Consider the following 17,072-nt stretch of genomic DNA (forward strand, 5'->3'; position numbering starts at 1 on the left):
CAATCTAATGAAAAGCCCACTCGACACCAGCGCCAGCGAAGACCTCGGCGCCGACTTCAAGAAAGCCCTCGACGAAGGCTGGCTGCCGATCCGTGAGGTCGCGCGGCAGACCGGCGTCAACGCTGTCACCCTGCGGGCCTGGGAACGACGTTATGGCCTGATCGTGCCGCAACGCACGCCCAAGGGTCATCGGCTGTTCTCTGCCGAACACGTGCAACGCATCCTGACGATTCTCACCTGGCTCAATCGCGGCGTGGCCGTCAGCCAGGTCAAGCAACTGCTCGACACCCCGCAAGCGTTTACCGAATCGGTCGAAAACGATTGGCAAGTGCTGCGCCATACGCTGCTGCAAGCGGTCACTCAACTGAGCGAACGCCCCCTCGATGACACCGTCAATCAGGCGATGGCGCTGTATCCGCCGCGAACCTTGTGCGAACAACTGCTGATGCCTTTGCTGGCAGAACTGGAAAAACGCTGGCAGGGCCAGTTCGGCGCACAGATGGAGCGGGTGTTTTTCCATTCCTGGTTGCGCAGCAAATTCGGCGCACGCATCTACCATAACAACCGTCAGTTGCGCACCACGCCGCTGCTGTTGATCAATCACTCGGACCTGCCGCTGGAACCTCACCTGTGGCTCACCGCGTGGCTGATCAGCAGCGTCGATTGCCCGGTGGAGGTATTCGACTGGCCACTGCCCGCCGGTGAACTCGCGCTGGCGGTCGATCACCTGAAAGCCCGCGGCGTACTGCTGTATTCCAGCAAAGCCATGAACCTTTCGCAGCTGCCGAAACTTTTGAATGGCGTCAGATGCCCAAAAATGATTGTCGGACCGACGGTGTGCATCCACCACGCCGAGTTGTCCGTAATAACTTGCGAGATCGCTGATCTGTTCCTGGCCGAAGATTCGTTGTCGGCTCATCAGGACCTGGTTCAGCGTGGGCTTATTTAATGAAGCGTGCGGACACCACCATGCAAATGATCTGGCTGCGCAGCGACTTGCGCCTACACGACAACACCGCCCTCTCGGCCGCCGCAGCCCGCGGCCCGACTGTCGCGGTGTTTCTGGTGAGTCCCCAGCAATGGCTGGAGCACGATGACGCGCCGTGCAAAGTGGATTTCTGGTTGCGTAACCTGAGCGAGTTGAGTCGCGCGTTGGGCGAGCTGAACATCCCCCTGCTGATCCGCAAAGCAGCACGCTGGGATGACGCGCCGACCGTGCTGCTTGATCTTTGTCAGCAGTTGAATATCGACGCGGTGAACGTCAACGAGGAGTACGGCATTCATGAAACCCGTCGCGATGCAGCAGTGGCCCAAGCGCTAAAGGCCAAGGGCATAACGTTTCACAGCTACCTCGACCAGTTGTTGTTCAAGCCCGGCACGGTGCTGACCAAGACCGGCACTTGCTTCCAGGTCTTCAGTCAGTTCCGCAAGGTTTGCTACGACCGATTGCGTGGCTCACTACCGCCGCTGATTGTGGCACCCAGCGTCCAGGCTTCGCTGACGACCAACAGCGACAAGATTCCAAACCATATCGACGGGTTCGAAACTCCCGGCGAAACCTTGCGCGCTCTCTGGCCGGCCGGTGAAACCGAAGCCCGTCGCCGGCTCCACACCTTCGCCGACGCCCACATCGACTACTACAAAAGCGAACGCGATTTCCCGGCGAAACCCGGCACCAGTCAGCTTTCGGCCTATATCGCCGCCGGCGTCATTTCCCCCCGCCAGTGTTTGCACGCCGCCCTGCAAAGCAATCAGGGCGAGTTCGAAAGCGGCAAGGTCGGCGCCGTCACCTGGATCAACGAACTGCTGTGGCGCGAGTTCTACAAACACATTCTGGTGGGCTACCCTCGGGTCTCCCGTCACCGCGCCTTCCGCCCGGAAACCGAAGCCCTCGCCTGGCGCGATGCCCCCGAAGATCTCCTGGCCTGGCAAGAGGCCCGTACCGGCCTGCCGATTATCGACGCGGCCATGCGCCAATTGCTCGCAACCGGCTGGATGCACAACCGCTTGCGCATGGTGGTGGCGATGTTCCTGACCAAGAACCTGCTGATCGACTGGCGTGAAGGCGAGCGCTTTTTCATGCGGCATCTGATCGACGGCGACCTGGCCGCGAACAACGGCGGCTGGCAGTGGAGCTCGTCCACGGGTACCGATTCGGCGCCTTACTTCCGGATTTTCAACCCGCTGAGCCAGTCGGAAAAATTTGATGCAGAAGGCGTGTTCATCAAGCGCTGGCTGCCGGAGCTGGCCGGGCTCAACAAAAAAGAAGTGCACAACCCGGCGGACGTGGGCGGGTTGTTCGGTGTGGCGGATTATCCATCGCCGATCGTCAACCTGAGCACTTCCCGCGTGCGCGCCTTGGCCGCGTTCAAGAACCTGCCCTCGCGACAGAACGCGGGGGGTGCCTATGAGTGATTTCCTGCGGCGCTTTGCCCGGCAGTTTGCAGACCTGAACAAAGACAACCTTCAGCGCCTGAATGAGCTGTACACCGCCGACATTCACTTCACCGATCCGCTGCACGAAGTGCAGGGGCTTGGGCAACTGCGCGGCTACTTCGCCGGGCTCTACGCCAACGTCAGCGAACTGCGTTTCGATTTTCACGGCTTCGACCAGATCGGCGAAGGCGAAGGTTATCTGCGCTGGGTCATGAGCTACCGCCATCCACACCTGGCCGGTGGCCGGTTGATTCAGGTCGACGGCTGCTCGCACCTGCTCTGGCGCGACAAGGTTTATCGCCACCGGGATTACTTCGATGCCGGGGCACTGCTTTATGAACATTTACCCGTATTGGGTCGGGCGATTGCCTGGCTGAAAAGGAGAATGGGATGAGTCTTACACCTCCACGACGATATTGGCTGACCGGTGCCAGCAGCGGCATTGGTGCCGCGCTGGCCGAAGAAATACTGAAAACCGGCGCCCACCTGGCCGTCAGTTCACGTTCGGTGGCGCCACTGAAAGCCTTGTCGCAGCGTTATCCCGGGCAAGTGATGGTGGTGGCCGGTGACCTGACCAACAGCCAGACCGTGCGTGAAATCGGCGAGCAGATTGCTGCAGACTGGGGCTCGCTGGATACGGTGATCCTCAATGCCGGGACTTGCGAGTATGTCGACGTTCGGCAGTTCGATTCGTCGCTCGTCGAGCACGTCGTGCGCACCAATCTACTGGCCAGCAGTTATTGCATTGAAGCCGCCCTGCCCCTGTTGCGGGCCGGCACCGCGCCGCATCTGGTGGGCGTCGCCAGCTCGGTGACCTACCTGCCGCTGCCGCGGGCCGAAGCCTATGGTGCGTCGAAGGCCGGGCTGCGATATCTGTTCGAATCGTTGCGCATTGACCTGGCGCCGGAAGGCATCGAAGTCACCGTGGTCAGCCCTGGGTTTGTCGACACGCCGCTGACGGCGAAAAACGACTTCCCGATGCCACTCAGCTGGCCAGTGGGCAAAGCTGCGCGGCACATCTTTGCCAAACTCAAGAATCGTCCACTGGAGATCGCTTTCCCGGCGCTGTTCATGGCAGCCCTCTGGCCACTGTCGAAAATGCCCAACCGCGTGAAGCTCGCCATCGGCAAGCGCATGCTGCGCAGCAATCCGCCGATCAAGGATGTGCCGTGAACATTGCCATCATCGGCAGCGGCATCTCGGGGCTGACCAGCGCCTACCTGCTCAATCGCAGCCACGAGATCACTCTGTTCGAGGCCAGCGACTGGGTCGGCGGTCATACCCACACCGTGGATGTGACCGTGGAGGGCCAGCGCTATGCCGTGGACACCGGCTTCATTGTGTTCAACGACTGGACCTACCCCAACTTCATTCGTCTGTTGGGTGAGCTCGGCGTGAGTTTCAAGCCCACGGAGATGAGCTTCTCTGTCACCGACCCGGACACCGGTCTTGAATACAACGGCAACAACCTCAACAGCCTCTTTGCCCAGCGCCGCAATTTTTTGTCGCCGGGCTTCTGGGGCATGCTGCGGGACATTTTGCGCTTCAATAAAGAAGCACAGCGCGACCTGGCCGAAGGGCGAATCGCCGCCGACACCACGCTGGATCAATACCTGAAGGCCGGCGGCTACGGCGAGCGTTTCATCCTGCATTACATCGTGCCCATGGGCGCGGCAATCTGGTCGATGTCCATGGCCGACATGCTGGGTTTCCCGTTGCAATTCTTCGTCAGGTTCTTCAAGAATCACGGTCTGCTGTCCGTCAGCAATCGCCCGCAATGGTGTGTGATCGAGGGTGGTTCAAGCGCTTACGTTGCACCGTTGACCGCCTCGTTTCGCGAGAAGATTCGTCTCAACTGCCCGGTTACTCGGGTCGAGCGCGATGCGGATGGCGTGGTGATCCACAGCGCCGCCGGCAGCGAACGCTTCGACAAAGTCGTGTTCGCTTGCCACAGCGATCAGGCCCTGAACCTGTTGGCCGAATCTAGCGACGCCGAACAATCGATCCTCGGCGCCCTGCCCTACGCCGACAACGAAGTGGTGCTGCACACCGACACGCGCCTGTTGCCCGAGCGAAAACTCGCCTGGGCCAGCTGGAATTATCGCCTCGGGGGCGCCGGCCACACGCTGGCTGCGGTCACCTATGACATGAACATCCTGCAAGGCATTCAGAGCGATACCACCTTCTGCGTCAGCCTCAACCAGAGCGCCGGTATCAGCCCGTTGAAGGTGCTCGCCAAATACACCTATGCCCATCCGCAATACAGCCTGGCAGCGGTTGTCGCGCAGGAACGCTGGGAAGAATTGAATGGCGCACAACACTCCTATTATTGCGGCGCCTATTGGGCCAACGGTTTCCACGAAGACGGCGTGGTCAGCGCCCTGCGTGTTGCCCGGTCGTTCGGGGAATCCCTGTGAACAGCGCCCTCTACAGCGGCTGGATCGCCCATCGACGATTTGCCCCAAGGCCTCACGAATTCAGTTACCGGATCGGCCTGCTGTACCTGGACCTCGACGAACAGGACGCGGTGCTCGGGTTATCGCCACTGTCGGGCAACAGCCGATTTTCGCCCTTTTCGTTTCGCGAAAGTGATTACCTCAAGGCCTTCACCGGAAGCGGCATGCGCCTGATCGACGCGGTGCGCCAACAGGTCGGCGAGGCTATCGGGCACGTGCCACAAGGCTCGATCTGCCTGCTGACCCAGCCCCGCAGTTGGGGCCTGTCGTTCAACCCGGTGAGTTTTTTCTATTGCCATGAAGCCGACGGACAACTGGCGGCGATTCTCGCCGAAGTCACCAACACCCCATGGCGCGAGCGATATCACTACGTGTTACCCGCCAAAGCCCCGCAAGACCTGCGCGACTTTCATCAACATTTCGCCGTGGCCAAGGCCTTTCACGTGTCGCCGTTTTTACCGCGCGATCTCGAGTACCGGATGAGCTTCAGCCCCGCCGCAAAAAAACTCGGCGTGCACATGGCCGACTGGCAAGGCGAACTGAAACTGTTCGACGCCACGCTCAACCTGAAACGCGAAGCCCTCGATCGCGCCAGCCTGCACGGTTACCTGCGGCGCTTTCCGTGGATGACCGCGAAAACCTGTCTGGCGATTTATTGGCAAGCTCTGCGCCTGCTGCTCAAACGCACACCGATATTTGCTCATCAGGCTGCCGATGGCAGCTTTCAAACCGCCACCGTTCCGCCCAAGGATCGCCGTCATGAAATCCTCTAGTGTCTCGGTCAAGGCCAACCTGTTCAGCACCAACGGCCTCACCGGATCGCTCCTGCGCCGGGGCGTATTGCGGCAACTGGCGCAGCTCAAACACGGGCAGTTGGTGGTCGTCGAAGACGGCGAACGGCATGTATTTGGAACTGCGGGCAGTCATTTGCTGGGGGAGATTCATATCCTCGACGCGGCGGCGTGGGGCCTGGTGGCGAGCAACGGATCGATCGGCGCGGGTGAGGCTTTTATCCATGGTTATTGGAGTTCGCCGGACCTGACGGCGGTGGTCCGGGTGTTCGTCAGCAACCTTGAAGTGCTGGACGCAATGGAGGGCGGTCTGGCGAAACTCGGCCGGCCTTTCGTACAGGGGCTGCATTGGCTCAATCGCAATACGCGCAAGGGCTCACAGAAAAACATCGCCGCCCACTACGACCTGGGCAACGACCTGTTCGAACAGTTCCTCGACCCGACCATGATGTATTCGGCGGCGCAGTTCCTTACGCCAGAGGACAGTCTGGAACAGGCGCAGATGAACAAACTGGAGCGGATCTGCCAGAAACTCGCCCTTAAACCGAGCGATCACCTGCTGGAAATCGGTACGGGCTGGGGCAGCATGGCGCTTTACGCGGCGCAGAATTACGGCTGCAAGGTCACCACCACCACGCTCTCCAAGGAGCAGTACACCTTTACCGCACAGCGAATCGAAGCCCTAGGCCTGCAAGACCAGGTCACACTGCTGCTCAAGGATTACCGCGACCTCACCGGCCAGTACGACAAACTGGTGTCGATCGAGATGATCGAAGCCGTGGGTCATCGCTTCCTGCCCACTTACTTCAAACAATGCGCACACCTGCTCAAAAGCAATGGTTTGATGCTATTGCAGGCGATCACCATCCGCGAGCAGCGCTACGAACAGGCCAAGGGCAGTGTCGATTTCATTCAGCGCTACATATTCCCTGGCGGCGCCCTGCCCTGTGTGCAGAAGATGCTCGAGATCGTCAGCCGCGACACCGACATGAACCTGCTGCACATGGAAGATTTCGGCCTGCACTACGCGCGAACCTTGCGCCTCTGGCATGAAAATTTTCGTCGAGCCCAAGGCCGCTTGAGTGAATTGGGCTACGACGATCACTTCCTGCGCTTGTGGGAGTTTTACCTGTGTTACTGCGAAGGTGGGTTCCTGGAGCGCACCATCGGTACTGCGCAGTTGCTGCTGGCCAAACCCGCAGCGATCACCGCGCCGCTGCTGGGACGTTTCGATGCTTGAAAAGCTGGCCAATGCCGCGTTGTTCCAGCTCGGCTGGTTTGTTTGCGTGGTGGGCGGCAACAGCTTGTGGTTACTGGTGGCGGTAGGGGCGCTGGTCATTCATCTGCTGTGGATAAGCAGCTGGGAGCAAGAAGGTCGGCTGATCCTCAGCGTGGTACTCATCGGCACGGCGGTGGACAGTGCATTGCGCTGGCTGGGAGTGTTCGAGTTCATGGATCTCCCGCCATTGATTCCGCTGTGGCTGATGCTGCTTTGGGCGTTGCTGGCAACTACCCTGCGCCACTGCCTGCTGTGGAGCGCCGAACCCTGGTGGCGGGCGAGTCTGCTGGGAGCGGTGGGTGGACCGCTGTCGTACTACGCCGGTGGACAACTGGCGGGGGTGCAATTTCCCTACGGACACCTGCCGACACTGATCGGCATCGGCCTGCTCTGGGCACTGCTGTTTCCGCTGCTGCATTTCATGGCTCAGCGGCGGGGCTGAGGATAACCGCAGCTGAGCGTCCGTCAGGCCTTTCACACAGTACCGGCTCACTGCCTTACACTGGGCGCCATGAAAACCATTCCCCATACGCAAATCGCCGAGCCTGCGGTCACCTGCTCGACCTGCGCAGCATGCTGCTGTCAGCTCGAAGTCATGCTGATCACGGACACGGGCGTGCCCGAACGTTTTATCGATACCGATGACTGGGGTGGGGAGGTCATGCTGCGTCTGGATGACGGCTGGTGCGCCGCGCTGGATCGCAACACGATGATGTGCACCATCTATGAAAAACGCCCGTTGATCTGCCGGGAGTTCGAGATGGGCGCACCAGAATGCATCGACGAACGCCAAGGGATTACCACGGCGTATCGCTGAATCTGAATGAGGATCTAATGTGGGAGCGAGCCTGCTCCCACATTTAAAGCGCCAAGGCTTACAACGGCATCGTGTAATGCAGCGCGTAGCTTTCTACACCATCGTTCGGGCTGCTCAGCCCGGCATTTGAATAGTGCGTCGCACGAATCCCGACTTCATGTCCGCCCGTAAAGCGCAGCCCAAAACCGAACCGGTCTTCAAACTGAAAGGCATTGCCGAGGTTGTTGTTTTCGACTTCGGTATTGGCGAACAACGCTATGCCAACCCCCAACTCCAGGTAGGGTTTGACGGTCTGCCCGGCAAACTCGTAAACCAACACCGGGGAGAACGACAGGCTGTGGTTGCTGGAGGTCTTGTCGCCTTCCCAATAGGTGTAGGCACCGCTCCAGTAACCAGTCAAACGACCGATATCACTCTGCAACCAGCTCTTGTCCCAATCGAATTGCATGCCCAGTCGGTAGGTCATGGTCGACTCGCTAGTCTGACCGACCGCGAACTCCACGCCTGCCGCCTGTGCGGTAAAACTGTGCCCCATCAGTGCGGCCGCAATCGCGGCCAAGCAGAATAGTCGCTTCATTAGAAACATCCTTTTCCGAACGATTTCGTATGGTTTTTTTGTTGCTTGACGCTATAGAAGTCGACGCTTAATCAGAAGTTCACCCCAATTACTCGCTTGCCGCAGGATTTAACTTACCCTTTGAAGCTTTGCACAACGCCAGCGGTATTCCACAGTATCGGCAAGATATTTCTGAAATGCTCCGGATCGGCACTCGTCCAGAACTGTGCGGCACGAGCAGGTCCTTCGGCGAGCAATTCACGCTCGGCCAACAGGCGCTGAAGTTGCCGCGCTACAGCGGCGCCGGTGTCGATCAAGCTGATGTCATCGGGGATCATCTGCTTAAGCAACGGCTTTAGGAAGGGGTAATGCGTGCAGCCAAGAATTATCGTGTCGCACCCGGCGCCGAGCAGCGGTTCGACATATCTGGCAAGCAACTGGCGCAGGGCCGGACTGTGCAGATCACCGTTTTCAATCAGCTCCACCAGGCCGGGGCACGGCTGAGTGATGACTCGCACATCGGTGGCGAATCGGTCGAGCAACGCGGCGAACTTGGCACTCTGCAAGGTGCCGGTGGTGGCGAGCACACCGACCACACCGCTGCGGGTGGCGGCAGCGGCCGGTTTGACCGCCGGCTCCATGCCGACGATGGGCCACTCGGGATAATCGCGCCGCAAGTCGGCAACGCCAGCGACAGTCGCCGTATTGCAGGCCAGCACCAAGGCCTTGGCGCCCTGCTGCTGAAAAAAACCGGCCATCACACTGCAGCGATGACGGATGAATTCCGGGGTTTTCTCGCCGTAGGGAATATTGCCGCAATCGGCGACGTACAACAGTGACTCGTTGGGCAGCAAACGCTGGATCTCGGCCAGCACCGAAAGCCCACCGACGCCGGAGTCGAACACGCCAATCGGCGCTTCACGCATGCTTCGAACCACAGACGCTGCACCCCGGATCACGCTTGACCCGCAATTCGCGAAAGCGCGAGCCCAAGGCATCGATCAACAACAGACGCCCCACCAGCGGCTCGCCGAAACCCACCAGCAATTTCATGGCTTCCAGCGCCTGGAGGCTGCCAACCAGGCCAACCAATGGCCCTACGACGCCGGCTTCGCTACAGGTCAGTTCGGCTTCGCTGCCGTGACCATATAAACAGTGGTAGCACGGGCTTTCCGGACGGCGCGGGTCAAACACTGACAACTGACCTTCGAGCCGAATCGCTGCGCCGCTGACCAGAGGTTTGCCGGCGGCGACACACGCTGCGTTGACCGCTTCGCGGGTGGAGAAGTTGTCGGAACAGTCCAGCACCAGATCCACTGCGGCCACGGCGGCAGCCAGGGAATCTTCGTCCAGCGCGGTGCGATGGGCGATCAACTGAATCTCGGGATTGATTGCAGTCAGTCGGCGGATCGCCGAGTCGACTTTGCTCAGGCCAACACTGTCGGTGTCGTGAACGATCTGGCGTTGCAGGTTGGTCAGGTCGACCGTGTCGAAGTCCGCCAGATGCAACTCGCCGACGCCAGCGGCTGCCAGATACAGCGCAACCGGCGAGCCGAGGCCGCCGAGACCGACGATCAATACGCGGCTTTCTTTCAGTCGCAACTGGCCGTCGATGTCGACGTGCTGCAACAAAATCTGCCGACTGTAGCGCAACAATTCCTGATCATTCAGCACGGCAGGCGCCCCAGGCTGATACGTTCGTGACCGCCCAGATCGGTGCGGCTGTGGACTTCTTCAAAGCCACGGGTCAGTAGCAAATCGCGTACTGCCTTGGCTTGATCGTAACCGTGTTCGAGCATCAACCAACCGCCCGCTTCAAGGTAATCCGGCGCCTGAGCGACGATCAGACGCAGATCGTCGAGCCCATCGACGCCGGCCACCAAGGCACTGGCCGGTTCGAAGCGCACATCACCTTCCACCAGATGCGGGTCGGCGGAGGCGATGTAAGGCGGGTTGCTGATGATCAGCTGAAAACGTTGACCTTCCAGCGCACTGAACCAATGACTGCTCAGCACGGTGGCGTTGTTCAGGTGAAGTCGCTGGCGATTGCGCTCGGCCAGGGCCACGGCTTCGAGCACGCGATCCACGGCGGTCACCTTCCAGGCCGGACGCTCGCTGGCCAGGGCCAGGGCAATGGCGCCGCTGCCGGTGCCGAGATCGAGGACCTTGGCAGGTGTGGCTGGCAGGAGTTCAAGCGCCGCTTCCACCAACAGCTCGGTGTCCGGGCGCGGGATCAGCGTGTGCGGCGCCACTTCCAGATCAAGCTTCCAGAAACCTTGCTGACCGAGGATGTAAGCCACTGGCTCACCGCCACGGCGGCGCTGCAAATACTCGGCAAATTTAAGCGCCGCTTCGCTCGGAACGATGCGCTCGGGCCAGGTGTGCAGAAAACTGCGGGACTTGCCCAACGCCGCGGCCAGCAACAATTCGGCATCCAGGCGCGCGGTGGGCGAATCTGGCAGGTCGGCGGCGCGTAACAAACTGGCAATGATCGTCATTTACTCACCTATCGCTGCCAATTGATCGGCCTGGTATTCGGCCAGCAACGGCTCGATCACCGCATCGACACCGCCCGCGAGGATTTCGTCGAGGGAATACAGCGTCAGGTTGACCCGGTGGTCGGTGACCCGCCCTTGGGCAAAGTTATACGTGCGGATTCGCTCCGAGCGATCGCCCGAACCGACCAGCAATTTACGCTCGCTAGCGATAGCGTTCGCGGCGGCGCTGGTCTGCTGATCGTTGAGCTTGGCCGACAGCCAGGACATCGCCCGGGCCCGGTTCTTGTGCTGGGAACGTTCTTCCTGGCACTCGACGACAATACCGGACGGCAAGTGCGTGATGCGGATCGCCGAGTCCGTTTTGTTAACGTGCTGACCACCGGCACCGGAGGATTTGTAGGTATCGATGCGCAAATCCGAGGGGTTGATCTCGATCGCCTCTTGCTCGTCCGGCTCGGGCAACACGGCTACGGTGCAGGCCGAGGTGTGGATGCGACCCTGGGATTCGGTAGCGGGAACCCGTTGTACGCGGTGGGCACCGGATTCGAACTTCAGCTTGCCGTAGACGTTGTCGCCTTCGACGCGGGCGATGACTTCTTTAAAGCCACCGTGTTCACCGATGTTTTCCGAGAGGATTTCCACCCGCCAGCCACGACGCTCGGCGTAACGCGAATACATGCGGAACAGGTCACCAGAGAAAATCGCCGCTTCGTCACCGCCGGTACCGGCGCGGATTTCGAGGAACACGTTACGCCCATCGTTCGGATCCTTGGGCAGCAGCATGCGTTGCAGGCTGGCTTCGATGTCGATCAATTGCTCTTTGGCTTCGCGGACTTCTTCCACGGCCATTTCGCGCATGTCCGGGTCGCTGTCCTTGAGGAGCGCCTGTGCACCCTCGAGATCGCCTTGTACTTTGAGCAACTGTTTATAGGTTTCGACAATCGGTTCGACTTCCGCGTATTCCTTGGAATAGGTGCGGAATTTGTTCTGATCGGAAATGACTTCGCCGTCGCCAAGCAAGGCAGTCAATTCCTCGAAACGGTCCTGGAGGATGTCCAGCTTATTGAGCAGTGACGCTTTCATTGCGGTTTTTTATCCGAAAAGCTATCCGATGAGCCCTCATTCAGGGCAAAGAGTTCCTGGGCCATGGCCAGCGCATCGAGGCGGCCTTCGGCAGAGAGCTTTTTCAACTGCACGCTCGGTGCGTGCAGGAGTTTGTTGGTCAGGCTCCGCGCCAGTTGCACCAGCACGTCTTCGGCGCTGCTGCCGTTGGCCAGCATGCGCTGGGCCTTCTGCAATTCTTCGTCGCGCATGCGCTCGCTTTGTTGGCGATAGGCCTTGAGCACATCCACCGCCGCCAGTTCACGCAGGCGAACCATGAAATCTTCGGCACCGACCGAGACCATCTCTTCCGCCGCCTGGGCTGCGCCCTGGCGACTCTTGAGGTTCTCGGCGACCACTTCGTGGAGATCGTCGACGCTATAAAGGTAAACGTCGTCCAGTTCGCCGACTTCCGGCTCGATATCCCGGGGGACGGCGATGTCTACCATGAAGATCGGCTTGTGCTTGCGCAGTTTCAAGGCGCTTTCCACCGCGCCCTTGCCCAGGATCGGCAACTGGCTGGCGGTGGAGCTGATAACGATGTCGCTGCGCACCAGTTCCGCCGGGATGTCCGAGAGCAACACCGCGTGGGCGCCGAACTGCTCGGCCAGAATGCTCGCGCGCTCCAGGGTGCGGTTGGCGACGACGATGCGCTTTACACCCAATTCGTGCAGATGACGGGCGACCAGGGTGATGGTCTCGCCGGCGCCGATCAGCAGGGCCTGGCTACGTTGCAGGTCGCTGAAAATCTGTTTCGCCAGACTGACCGCGGCAAACGCCACGGACACCGGGTTCTCGCCGATGGCGGTGTCGGTGCGCACCTGTTTGGCCGCATTGAACGTGGCCTGGAACAGCCGCCCGAGCAACGGACCGATGGTGCCGGCCTCCCGGGCCACGGCGTAGGCCGATTTCATCTGACCGAGAATCTGTGGTTCGCCCAACACCAGCGAATCGAGCCCGGAGGCCACCCGCATCATGTGACGAACTGCCGCATCATCTTCGTGCACATAAGCACTCGCGCGCAGCTCTTCGAGGCTCAAATGGTGATAATCGGCCAGCCAGCGCAATATGATGTCAGCCGAAAGGTGATCCTGTTCTATATAGAGTTCACTGCGATTGCAGGTGGAGAGGATCGCAGCTTCGCGGCTGTCGGTGAGTCGGCAGAGCTGCTGCAAGGCCTCCACCAGCTGCTCAGGGGTAAAGGCCACGCGCTCGCGGACGTCTACTGAAGCAGTCTTGTGGTTAATACCGAGTGCAAGGAAGGCCATTCAAGGTCGCTGATGGTGACGTGAAGCCGGCAATTGTCCTACTTCGACAGAGCCAGAACAACTATTCGATATCTATCGCCCCTGTATGAGCTGCCGAAGGCTGCGATCTTTTCAGGTTTCAAAGGTGCCGCACAGGCAAGATCAAAAGATCGCAGCCTGCGGCAGCTCCTACGATTGTCCCAATGACCTGCCTCTAAAGGCGCCAATTGAGACTCGGTTATGTTTGGCCGAAGGCTTGTGTCATGATGATCCGACCGCAGGTTAGTCGTCCTCTTCCTATATGAATAGATCTTCCGCGTTGCTCCTCGCTTTTGTCTTCCTCAGCGGCTGCCAGGCCTTGGCACCCGTTTCGTCGGACGGTACGCCGCCGGTCGAAGACAGCACTCCAGCCCCTGAAAAGCCCAAGGTTTACAGCTCATTCAGTGAAGAAACCGTCTTCAGTCTGTTGAGCGCCGAACTGGCTGGCCAGCGCAATCGTTTCGACATTGCCCTGGACAACTACGTGACCCAGGCGATCAATACTCAGGATCCGGGTATCTCCGAGCGGGCATTCCGTATCGCCGAATACCTGGGCGCCGATCAGGCTGCTCTGGACACCGCTTTGATCTGGGCGAAAAACGCCCCGGACGACCTTGAGGCGCAACGGGCCGCTGCCGTGCAACTGGCTCGTGCCGGGCGTTATGACGACTCCATGGTCTATATGGAGAAAGTCCTGCAAGGCAAGGGCGACACGCATTTCGACTTCCTCGCCCTGTCTGCGGCCGATACCGACCAGGACACGCGCAACGGCTTGATGAAAAGCTTTGACCGTTTATTACAGCGCCATCCGAACAACAGTCAGCTGATTTTCGGCAAAGCCTTGCTGCTGCAACAGGACGGTGACGCCAAGGGTGCGCTGGGCCTGCTGGAAGACAATCCGCCGGACGACGGCGAAATAGCACCGATTCTGCTGCGCGCACGCCTGCTGCAGACCCTCAGTCGTGGTGATGAAGCGTTGCCGCTGCTGCAAAAAAGCATCAAGAAATACCCGGACGACAAACGCCTGCGCCTGACTTACGCGCGCATGCTGGTTGAACAGGACCGCATGGACGACGCCAAAGCCGAGTTCTCGAGCCTGGTTCAGCAGTACCCCGAAGACGACGAACTGCGTTATTCCCTGGCGCTGGTCTGCCTGGAAGCCAAGGCCTGGGATGAGGCCAAGGGCTATCTGGAAGACCTGATTGCCCGTGAAAGCCACGTCGATTCGGCGCACCTGAACCTCGGTCGTATCGCTGAAGAGCGCAACGACCCTCAAGGCGCGCTGATCGAGTACGCCCAGGTCGGCCCGGGCAACGATTACCTGCCAGCGCAATTGCGTCAGGCCGATATCCTGATGAACAACGGCAAGACCGCCGAAGCCCAAAGCCGTCTGGCTGCGGAGCGCGATGAGCAGCCCGATTACGCGATTCAGTTGTATTTGATCGAAGCCGAAACCTTGTCCGCCAATAGACAGCCCGACAAAGCCTGGAATGTATTGGAGCAAGCCTTGCAGAAGTACCCGGACGATCTGAATCTGCTGTACACCCGCGCCATGCAAGCGGAAAAACGCAACGACCTGGCGCAGATGGAAAAAGACCTGCGGCTGATCATCAAACGCGATCCGGACAACGCGATGGCCTTGAACGCCCTCGGTTACACCTTGTCCGACCGTACAACGCGTTACGTCGAAGCCAAGGCCTTGATCGAACAGGCACACCAGATCAATCCGGAAGACCCGGCGGTACTCGACAGTCTCGGCTGGGTGAACTTCCGCATGGGCAATCTCGACGAAGCCGAACGCCTGCTGCGCCAGGCGCTGGATCGTTTCCCCGATCAGGAAGTCGCCGCGCACCTGGGCGAAGTCCTGTGGGCCAACGGCAAGCAACGGGAAGCCAAACAAATCTGGAGCAAGTTCCTCAAGGAGCAGCCCGACAGCCCCATCCTGCGCAGCACCATCAAGCGCCTGACCGGATCAGAGACTCTTTAAGATTATGTTTTTGCGCCACCTCATTGTTTTCAGCTTTATCGCCCTGCTCGCCGGTTGCGCGGGCTTCGGTGCCCGCGAATCAGTCCAGGGTAAAGGCAACACGGCCCAATGGCGCGAGTACAAACAGCAACTGACCAGCCTCGACGGCTGGCAGATCAACGGCAAGATCGGCATTCGCGCCCCGAAAGACTCGGGCAGCGGCACGTTGTTCTGGCTGCAGCGACAGGATTACTACGACATTCGCCTCTCCGGCCCCCTGGGTCGCGGCGCAGCACGCCTGACCGGCCGCCCCGGCAAGGTCTCGCTGGAAGTCGCCAACCAGGGCCGCTATGAAGCGTCGACGCCTGAAGTGTTGGTCGAAGAACAACTGGGCTGGAAGTTACCGGTGTCCAATCTGGCCTGGTGGGTTCGTGGGCTCCCGGCTCCGGATAGCAAAAGCCGTCTGACGCTGGATGCCGACAGCCGCCTGGCCAATCTTGAGCAGGATGGCTGGCAGGTCGAATACCTCAGCTATGCCGAGCAAAACGGCTTTTGGCTACCCGAGCGGATCAAACTGCACGGCACCGACCTTGACGTCACGCTGGTGATCAAGGAATGGCAACCTCGCAAATTGGGGCAGTGAACATGACCGCTCCGCGCTTGACGCTGCCCTCCCCGGCCAAACTCAATCTGATGCTGCACATCCTCGGTCGCCGTGAAGACGGTTATCACGAGTTGCAGACTATTTTTCAGTTTCTCGATTACGGCGATGAAATCACGTTCGCCGTTCGTGATGACGGTGTGATTCGACTGCACACCGAATTCGATGGCGTTCCTCACGACAGCAATCTGATTGTTCGAGCTGCAAAAAAACTTCAGGAGCAATCCGGTTGTTCGCTCGGCATCGACATCTGGATCGAAAAAATTCTGCCCATGGGCGGTGGAATCGGTGGCGGCAGTTCAAATGCCGCGACCACTTTGCTGGGCCTCAATCATCTTTGGCAATTGGGTTGGGATGAGGATCGACTGGCCGTGCTGGGCCTGACGCTTGGCGCCGACGTCCCGGTTTTCGTGCGTGGGCACGCGGCTTTTGCCGAAGGCGTGGGGGAGAAACTGACCCCTGTAGACCCCGAAGAACCGTGGTATCTCGTGCTTGTGCCGCAAGTCTCTGTAAGTACAGCAGAAATTTTTTCAGATCCGTTGTTGACACGTAACTCTTCTCCCATTAAAGTGCGCCCCGTTCCCAAGGGAAACAGTCGAAATGACTGCTTACCGGTGGTAGCAAGGCGTTATCCAGATGTACGTAACGCATTGAATTTGTTAGGTAAATTTACCGAAGCAAAACTCACCGGAACTGGAAGTTGTGTGTTTGGGGGCTTCCCAAGCAAAGCTGAAGCTGATAAAGTCTCGGCCCTTCTTACAGAGACCCTTACAGGGTTTGTAGCAAAGGGAAGCAACATTTCGATGTTGCATCGCAAGCTGCAAAGTCTGCTCTAAAAGGAATCGAGTACTGGGTACTCGTTGCAACAGATACAGGGGCGTCGCCAAGCGGTAAGGCAGCAGGTTTTGATCCTGCCATGCGTTGGTTCGAATCCAGCCGCCCCTGCCATTTTCTATACTCATCCAGGTTACCCTCAGCCTCTAGGTACTGCGCGTGTCCAAGATGATGGTCTTTACGGGGAACGCTAACCCCGATCTGGCTCGGCGTGTTGTACGTCAGCTGCATATCCCTCTCGGTGACATCTCTGTCGGTAAGTTCTCCGACGGCGAAATTACTGCCGAGATCAATGAAAACGTCCGCGGTAAAGATGTCTTCATTATTCAGCCGACTTGCGCTCCGACCAACGATAACCTGATGGAACTGGTAGTGATGGCTGATGCCTTCC

General features: G+C 59.4%; 19 protein-coding genes and 1 tRNA gene. 14 read left to right on the forward strand and 6 right to left on the reverse strand.

Annotated features, from left to right (window positions below; translation table 11 throughout):
• The first annotated feature begins 7 nt into the window (after window positions 1-7).
• The 9 genes from ACIQU2_RS22420 to ACIQU2_RS22460 all read left to right on the forward strand — a co-directional run bounded on the left by ACIQU2_RS22420 (window position 8) and on the right by ACIQU2_RS22460 (window position 7,779).
• Entirely contained in the window at window positions 8-949 is a 942-nt protein-coding gene (locus ACIQU2_RS22420; protein WP_403144031.1) for a MerR family transcriptional regulator, read from the forward strand.
• A 20-nt stretch (window positions 950-969) separates the two neighbouring features.
• Window positions 970-2,415 carry a deoxyribodipyrimidine photo-lyase gene (gene phrB, locus ACIQU2_RS22425; protein ID WP_403144033.1) on the forward strand — a complete coding sequence of 482 codons (1,446 nt, stop codon included), beginning with the start codon at window positions 970-972 and terminating at the stop codon, window positions 2,413-2,415.
• On the forward strand, window positions 2,408-2,830 hold the full coding sequence (locus ACIQU2_RS22430; RefSeq protein ID WP_347804047.1) for a nuclear transport factor 2 family protein: 423 nt from the start codon (window positions 2,408-2,410) through the stop codon (window positions 2,828-2,830). Before phrB ends, ACIQU2_RS22430 begins: the two co-directional genes overlap by 8 nt.
• Window positions 2,827-3,609, forward strand: a complete 783-nt coding sequence (locus ACIQU2_RS22435) for an SDR family NAD(P)-dependent oxidoreductase (protein ID WP_403144034.1) — start codon at window positions 2,827-2,829, stop codon at window positions 3,607-3,609. The genes ACIQU2_RS22430 and ACIQU2_RS22435 overlap by 4 nt, the downstream gene beginning before the upstream one ends.
• Entirely contained in the window at window positions 3,606-4,853 is a 1,248-nt protein-coding gene (locus tag ACIQU2_RS22440) for an NAD(P)/FAD-dependent oxidoreductase (protein ID WP_403144036.1), read from the forward strand. Before ACIQU2_RS22435 ends, ACIQU2_RS22440 begins: the two co-directional genes overlap by 4 nt.
• Complete coding sequence (locus tag ACIQU2_RS22445) at window positions 4,850-5,665, forward strand: DUF1365 domain-containing protein (protein ID WP_403144038.1); 816 nt, start codon at window positions 4,850-4,852, stop codon at window positions 5,663-5,665. Before ACIQU2_RS22440 ends, ACIQU2_RS22445 begins: the two co-directional genes overlap by 4 nt.
• Window positions 5,652-6,923: a class I SAM-dependent methyltransferase gene (locus tag ACIQU2_RS22450; protein ID WP_403144040.1), complete on the forward strand. Its 1,272-nt coding sequence runs from the start codon at window positions 5,652-5,654 to the stop codon at window positions 6,921-6,923. Before ACIQU2_RS22445 ends, ACIQU2_RS22450 begins: the two co-directional genes overlap by 14 nt.
• Entirely contained in the window at window positions 6,916-7,404 is a 489-nt protein-coding gene (locus ACIQU2_RS22455) for a DUF2878 domain-containing protein (RefSeq protein WP_403144042.1), read from the forward strand. Before ACIQU2_RS22450 ends, ACIQU2_RS22455 begins: the two co-directional genes overlap by 8 nt.
• Before the next feature lie 69 nt (window positions 7,405-7,473).
• Window positions 7,474-7,779 (forward strand): YkgJ family cysteine cluster protein, encoded by a 306-nt coding sequence (locus ACIQU2_RS22460; RefSeq protein ID WP_008153413.1) that lies wholly within the window; start codon window positions 7,474-7,476, stop codon window positions 7,777-7,779.
• A 58-nt stretch (window positions 7,780-7,837) separates the two neighbouring features.
• Here the strand turns inward: ACIQU2_RS22460 and ACIQU2_RS22465 are convergent, their stop codons facing one another.
• The 6 genes from ACIQU2_RS22465 to hemA form a co-directional block, all read right to left on the reverse strand.
• Window positions 7,838-8,356 carry an acyloxyacyl hydrolase gene (locus ACIQU2_RS22465; RefSeq protein ID WP_347804053.1) on the reverse strand — a complete coding sequence of 173 codons (519 nt, stop codon included), beginning with the start codon at window positions 8,354-8,356 and terminating at the stop codon, window positions 7,838-7,840.
• Between the two features lie 113 nt (window positions 8,357-8,469).
• Entirely contained in the window at window positions 8,470-9,261 is a 792-nt protein-coding gene (gene murI / locus ACIQU2_RS22470) for a glutamate racemase (RefSeq protein WP_347804054.1), read from the reverse strand.
• Window positions 9,254-10,009 (reverse strand): molybdopterin-synthase adenylyltransferase MoeB, encoded by a 756-nt coding sequence (locus tag ACIQU2_RS22475; RefSeq protein ID WP_008153418.1) that lies wholly within the window; start codon window positions 10,007-10,009, stop codon window positions 9,254-9,256. Before ACIQU2_RS22475 ends, murI begins: the two co-directional genes overlap by 8 nt.
• A complete protein-coding gene (gene prmC / locus ACIQU2_RS22480) occupies window positions 10,003-10,833 on the reverse strand; it encodes a peptide chain release factor N(5)-glutamine methyltransferase (protein WP_347804055.1) in 831 nt (276 codons plus the stop codon). Before prmC ends, ACIQU2_RS22475 begins: the two co-directional genes overlap by 7 nt.
• Entirely contained in the window at window positions 10,834-11,916 is a 1,083-nt protein-coding gene (gene prfA, locus ACIQU2_RS22485) for a peptide chain release factor 1 (protein ID WP_347804056.1), read from the reverse strand.
• Complete coding sequence (gene hemA / locus ACIQU2_RS22490; RefSeq protein WP_347804057.1) at window positions 11,913-13,202, reverse strand: glutamyl-tRNA reductase; 1,290 nt, start codon at window positions 13,200-13,202, stop codon at window positions 11,913-11,915. Before hemA ends, prfA begins: the two co-directional genes overlap by 4 nt.
• A gap of 280 nt (window positions 13,203-13,482) precedes the next feature.
• Here hemA and ACIQU2_RS22495 point away from each other — a divergent pair, with 280 nt between their 5' ends.
• From ACIQU2_RS22495 to ACIQU2_RS22515, 5 genes are all read left to right on the forward strand, one after another.
• The gene (locus tag ACIQU2_RS22495; protein ID WP_403144046.1) at window positions 13,483-15,207 is read left to right on the forward strand and encodes a tetratricopeptide repeat protein; all 1,725 of its coding nucleotides are present in this window, start codon (window positions 13,483-13,485) and stop codon (window positions 15,205-15,207) included.
• Between the two features lie 4 nt (window positions 15,208-15,211).
• On the forward strand, window positions 15,212-15,829 hold the full coding sequence (gene lolB, locus ACIQU2_RS22500) for a lipoprotein insertase outer membrane protein LolB (RefSeq protein ID WP_403144048.1): 618 nt from the start codon (window positions 15,212-15,214) through the stop codon (window positions 15,827-15,829).
• A gap of 2 nt (window positions 15,830-15,831) precedes the next feature.
• Complete coding sequence (gene ispE, locus ACIQU2_RS22505; RefSeq protein ID WP_123365634.1) at window positions 15,832-16,683, forward strand: 4-(cytidine 5'-diphospho)-2-C-methyl-D-erythritol kinase; 852 nt, start codon at window positions 15,832-15,834, stop codon at window positions 16,681-16,683.
• 37 nt (window positions 16,684-16,720) lie between these two features.
• Window positions 16,721-16,795, forward strand: a tRNA-Gln gene (locus ACIQU2_RS22510).
• A 45-nt stretch (window positions 16,796-16,840) separates the two neighbouring features.
• The coding region (locus ACIQU2_RS22515) for a ribose-phosphate pyrophosphokinase-like domain-containing protein (RefSeq protein WP_403144049.1) at window positions 16,841-17,072 on the forward strand (232 nt) is incomplete at its 3' end.

Source organism: Pseudomonas sp. NPDC098740 (assembly GCF_044760065.1).
In the GTDB taxonomy this organism is placed as follows: domain Bacteria; phylum Pseudomonadota; class Gammaproteobacteria; order Pseudomonadales; family Pseudomonadaceae; genus Aquipseudomonas; species Aquipseudomonas rossensis.

Excerpts from the sequence above, each read along its gene's own strand:
- ACIQU2_RS22420 (WP_403144031.1), top strand. The coding sequence starts at position 8 with ATGAAAAGCCCACTCGACACCAGCGCCAGCGAAGACCTCGGCGCCGAC.
- phrB (WP_403144033.1), top strand. The coding sequence starts at position 970 with ATGCAAATGATCTGGCTGCGCAGCGACTTGCGCCTACACGACAACACC.
- ACIQU2_RS22430 (WP_347804047.1), top strand. The coding sequence starts at position 2,408 with ATGAGTGATTTCCTGCGGCGCTTTGCCCGGCAGTTTGCAGACCTGAAC.
- ACIQU2_RS22435 (WP_403144034.1), top strand. The coding sequence starts at position 2,827 with ATGAGTCTTACACCTCCACGACGATATTGGCTGACCGGTGCCAGCAGC.
- ACIQU2_RS22450 (WP_403144040.1), top strand. The coding sequence starts at position 5,652 with ATGAAATCCTCTAGTGTCTCGGTCAAGGCCAACCTGTTCAGCACCAAC.
- ACIQU2_RS22455 (WP_403144042.1), top strand. The coding sequence starts at position 6,916 with ATGCTTGAAAAGCTGGCCAATGCCGCGTTGTTCCAGCTCGGCTGGTTT.
- ACIQU2_RS22460 (WP_008153413.1), top strand. The coding sequence starts at position 7,474 with ATGAAAACCATTCCCCATACGCAAATCGCCGAGCCTGCGGTCACCTGC.
- ACIQU2_RS22465 (WP_347804053.1), bottom strand. The coding sequence starts at position 8,356 with ATGAAGCGACTATTCTGCTTGGCCGCGATTGCGGCCGCACTGATGGGG.
- murI (WP_347804054.1), bottom strand. The coding sequence starts at position 9,261 with ATGCGTGAAGCGCCGATTGGCGTGTTCGACTCCGGCGTCGGTGGGCTT.
- prmC (WP_347804055.1), bottom strand. The coding sequence starts at position 10,833 with ATGACGATCATTGCCAGTTTGTTACGCGCCGCCGACCTGCCAGATTCG.
- prfA (WP_347804056.1), bottom strand. The coding sequence starts at position 11,916 with ATGAAAGCGTCACTGCTCAATAAGCTGGACATCCTCCAGGACCGTTTC.
- hemA (WP_347804057.1), bottom strand. The coding sequence starts at position 13,202 with ATGGCCTTCCTTGCACTCGGTATTAACCACAAGACTGCTTCAGTAGAC.
- ACIQU2_RS22495 (WP_403144046.1), top strand. The coding sequence starts at position 13,483 with ATGAATAGATCTTCCGCGTTGCTCCTCGCTTTTGTCTTCCTCAGCGGC.
- lolB (WP_403144048.1), top strand. The coding sequence starts at position 15,212 with ATGTTTTTGCGCCACCTCATTGTTTTCAGCTTTATCGCCCTGCTCGCC.
- ispE (WP_123365634.1), top strand. The coding sequence starts at position 15,832 with ATGACCGCTCCGCGCTTGACGCTGCCCTCCCCGGCCAAACTCAATCTG.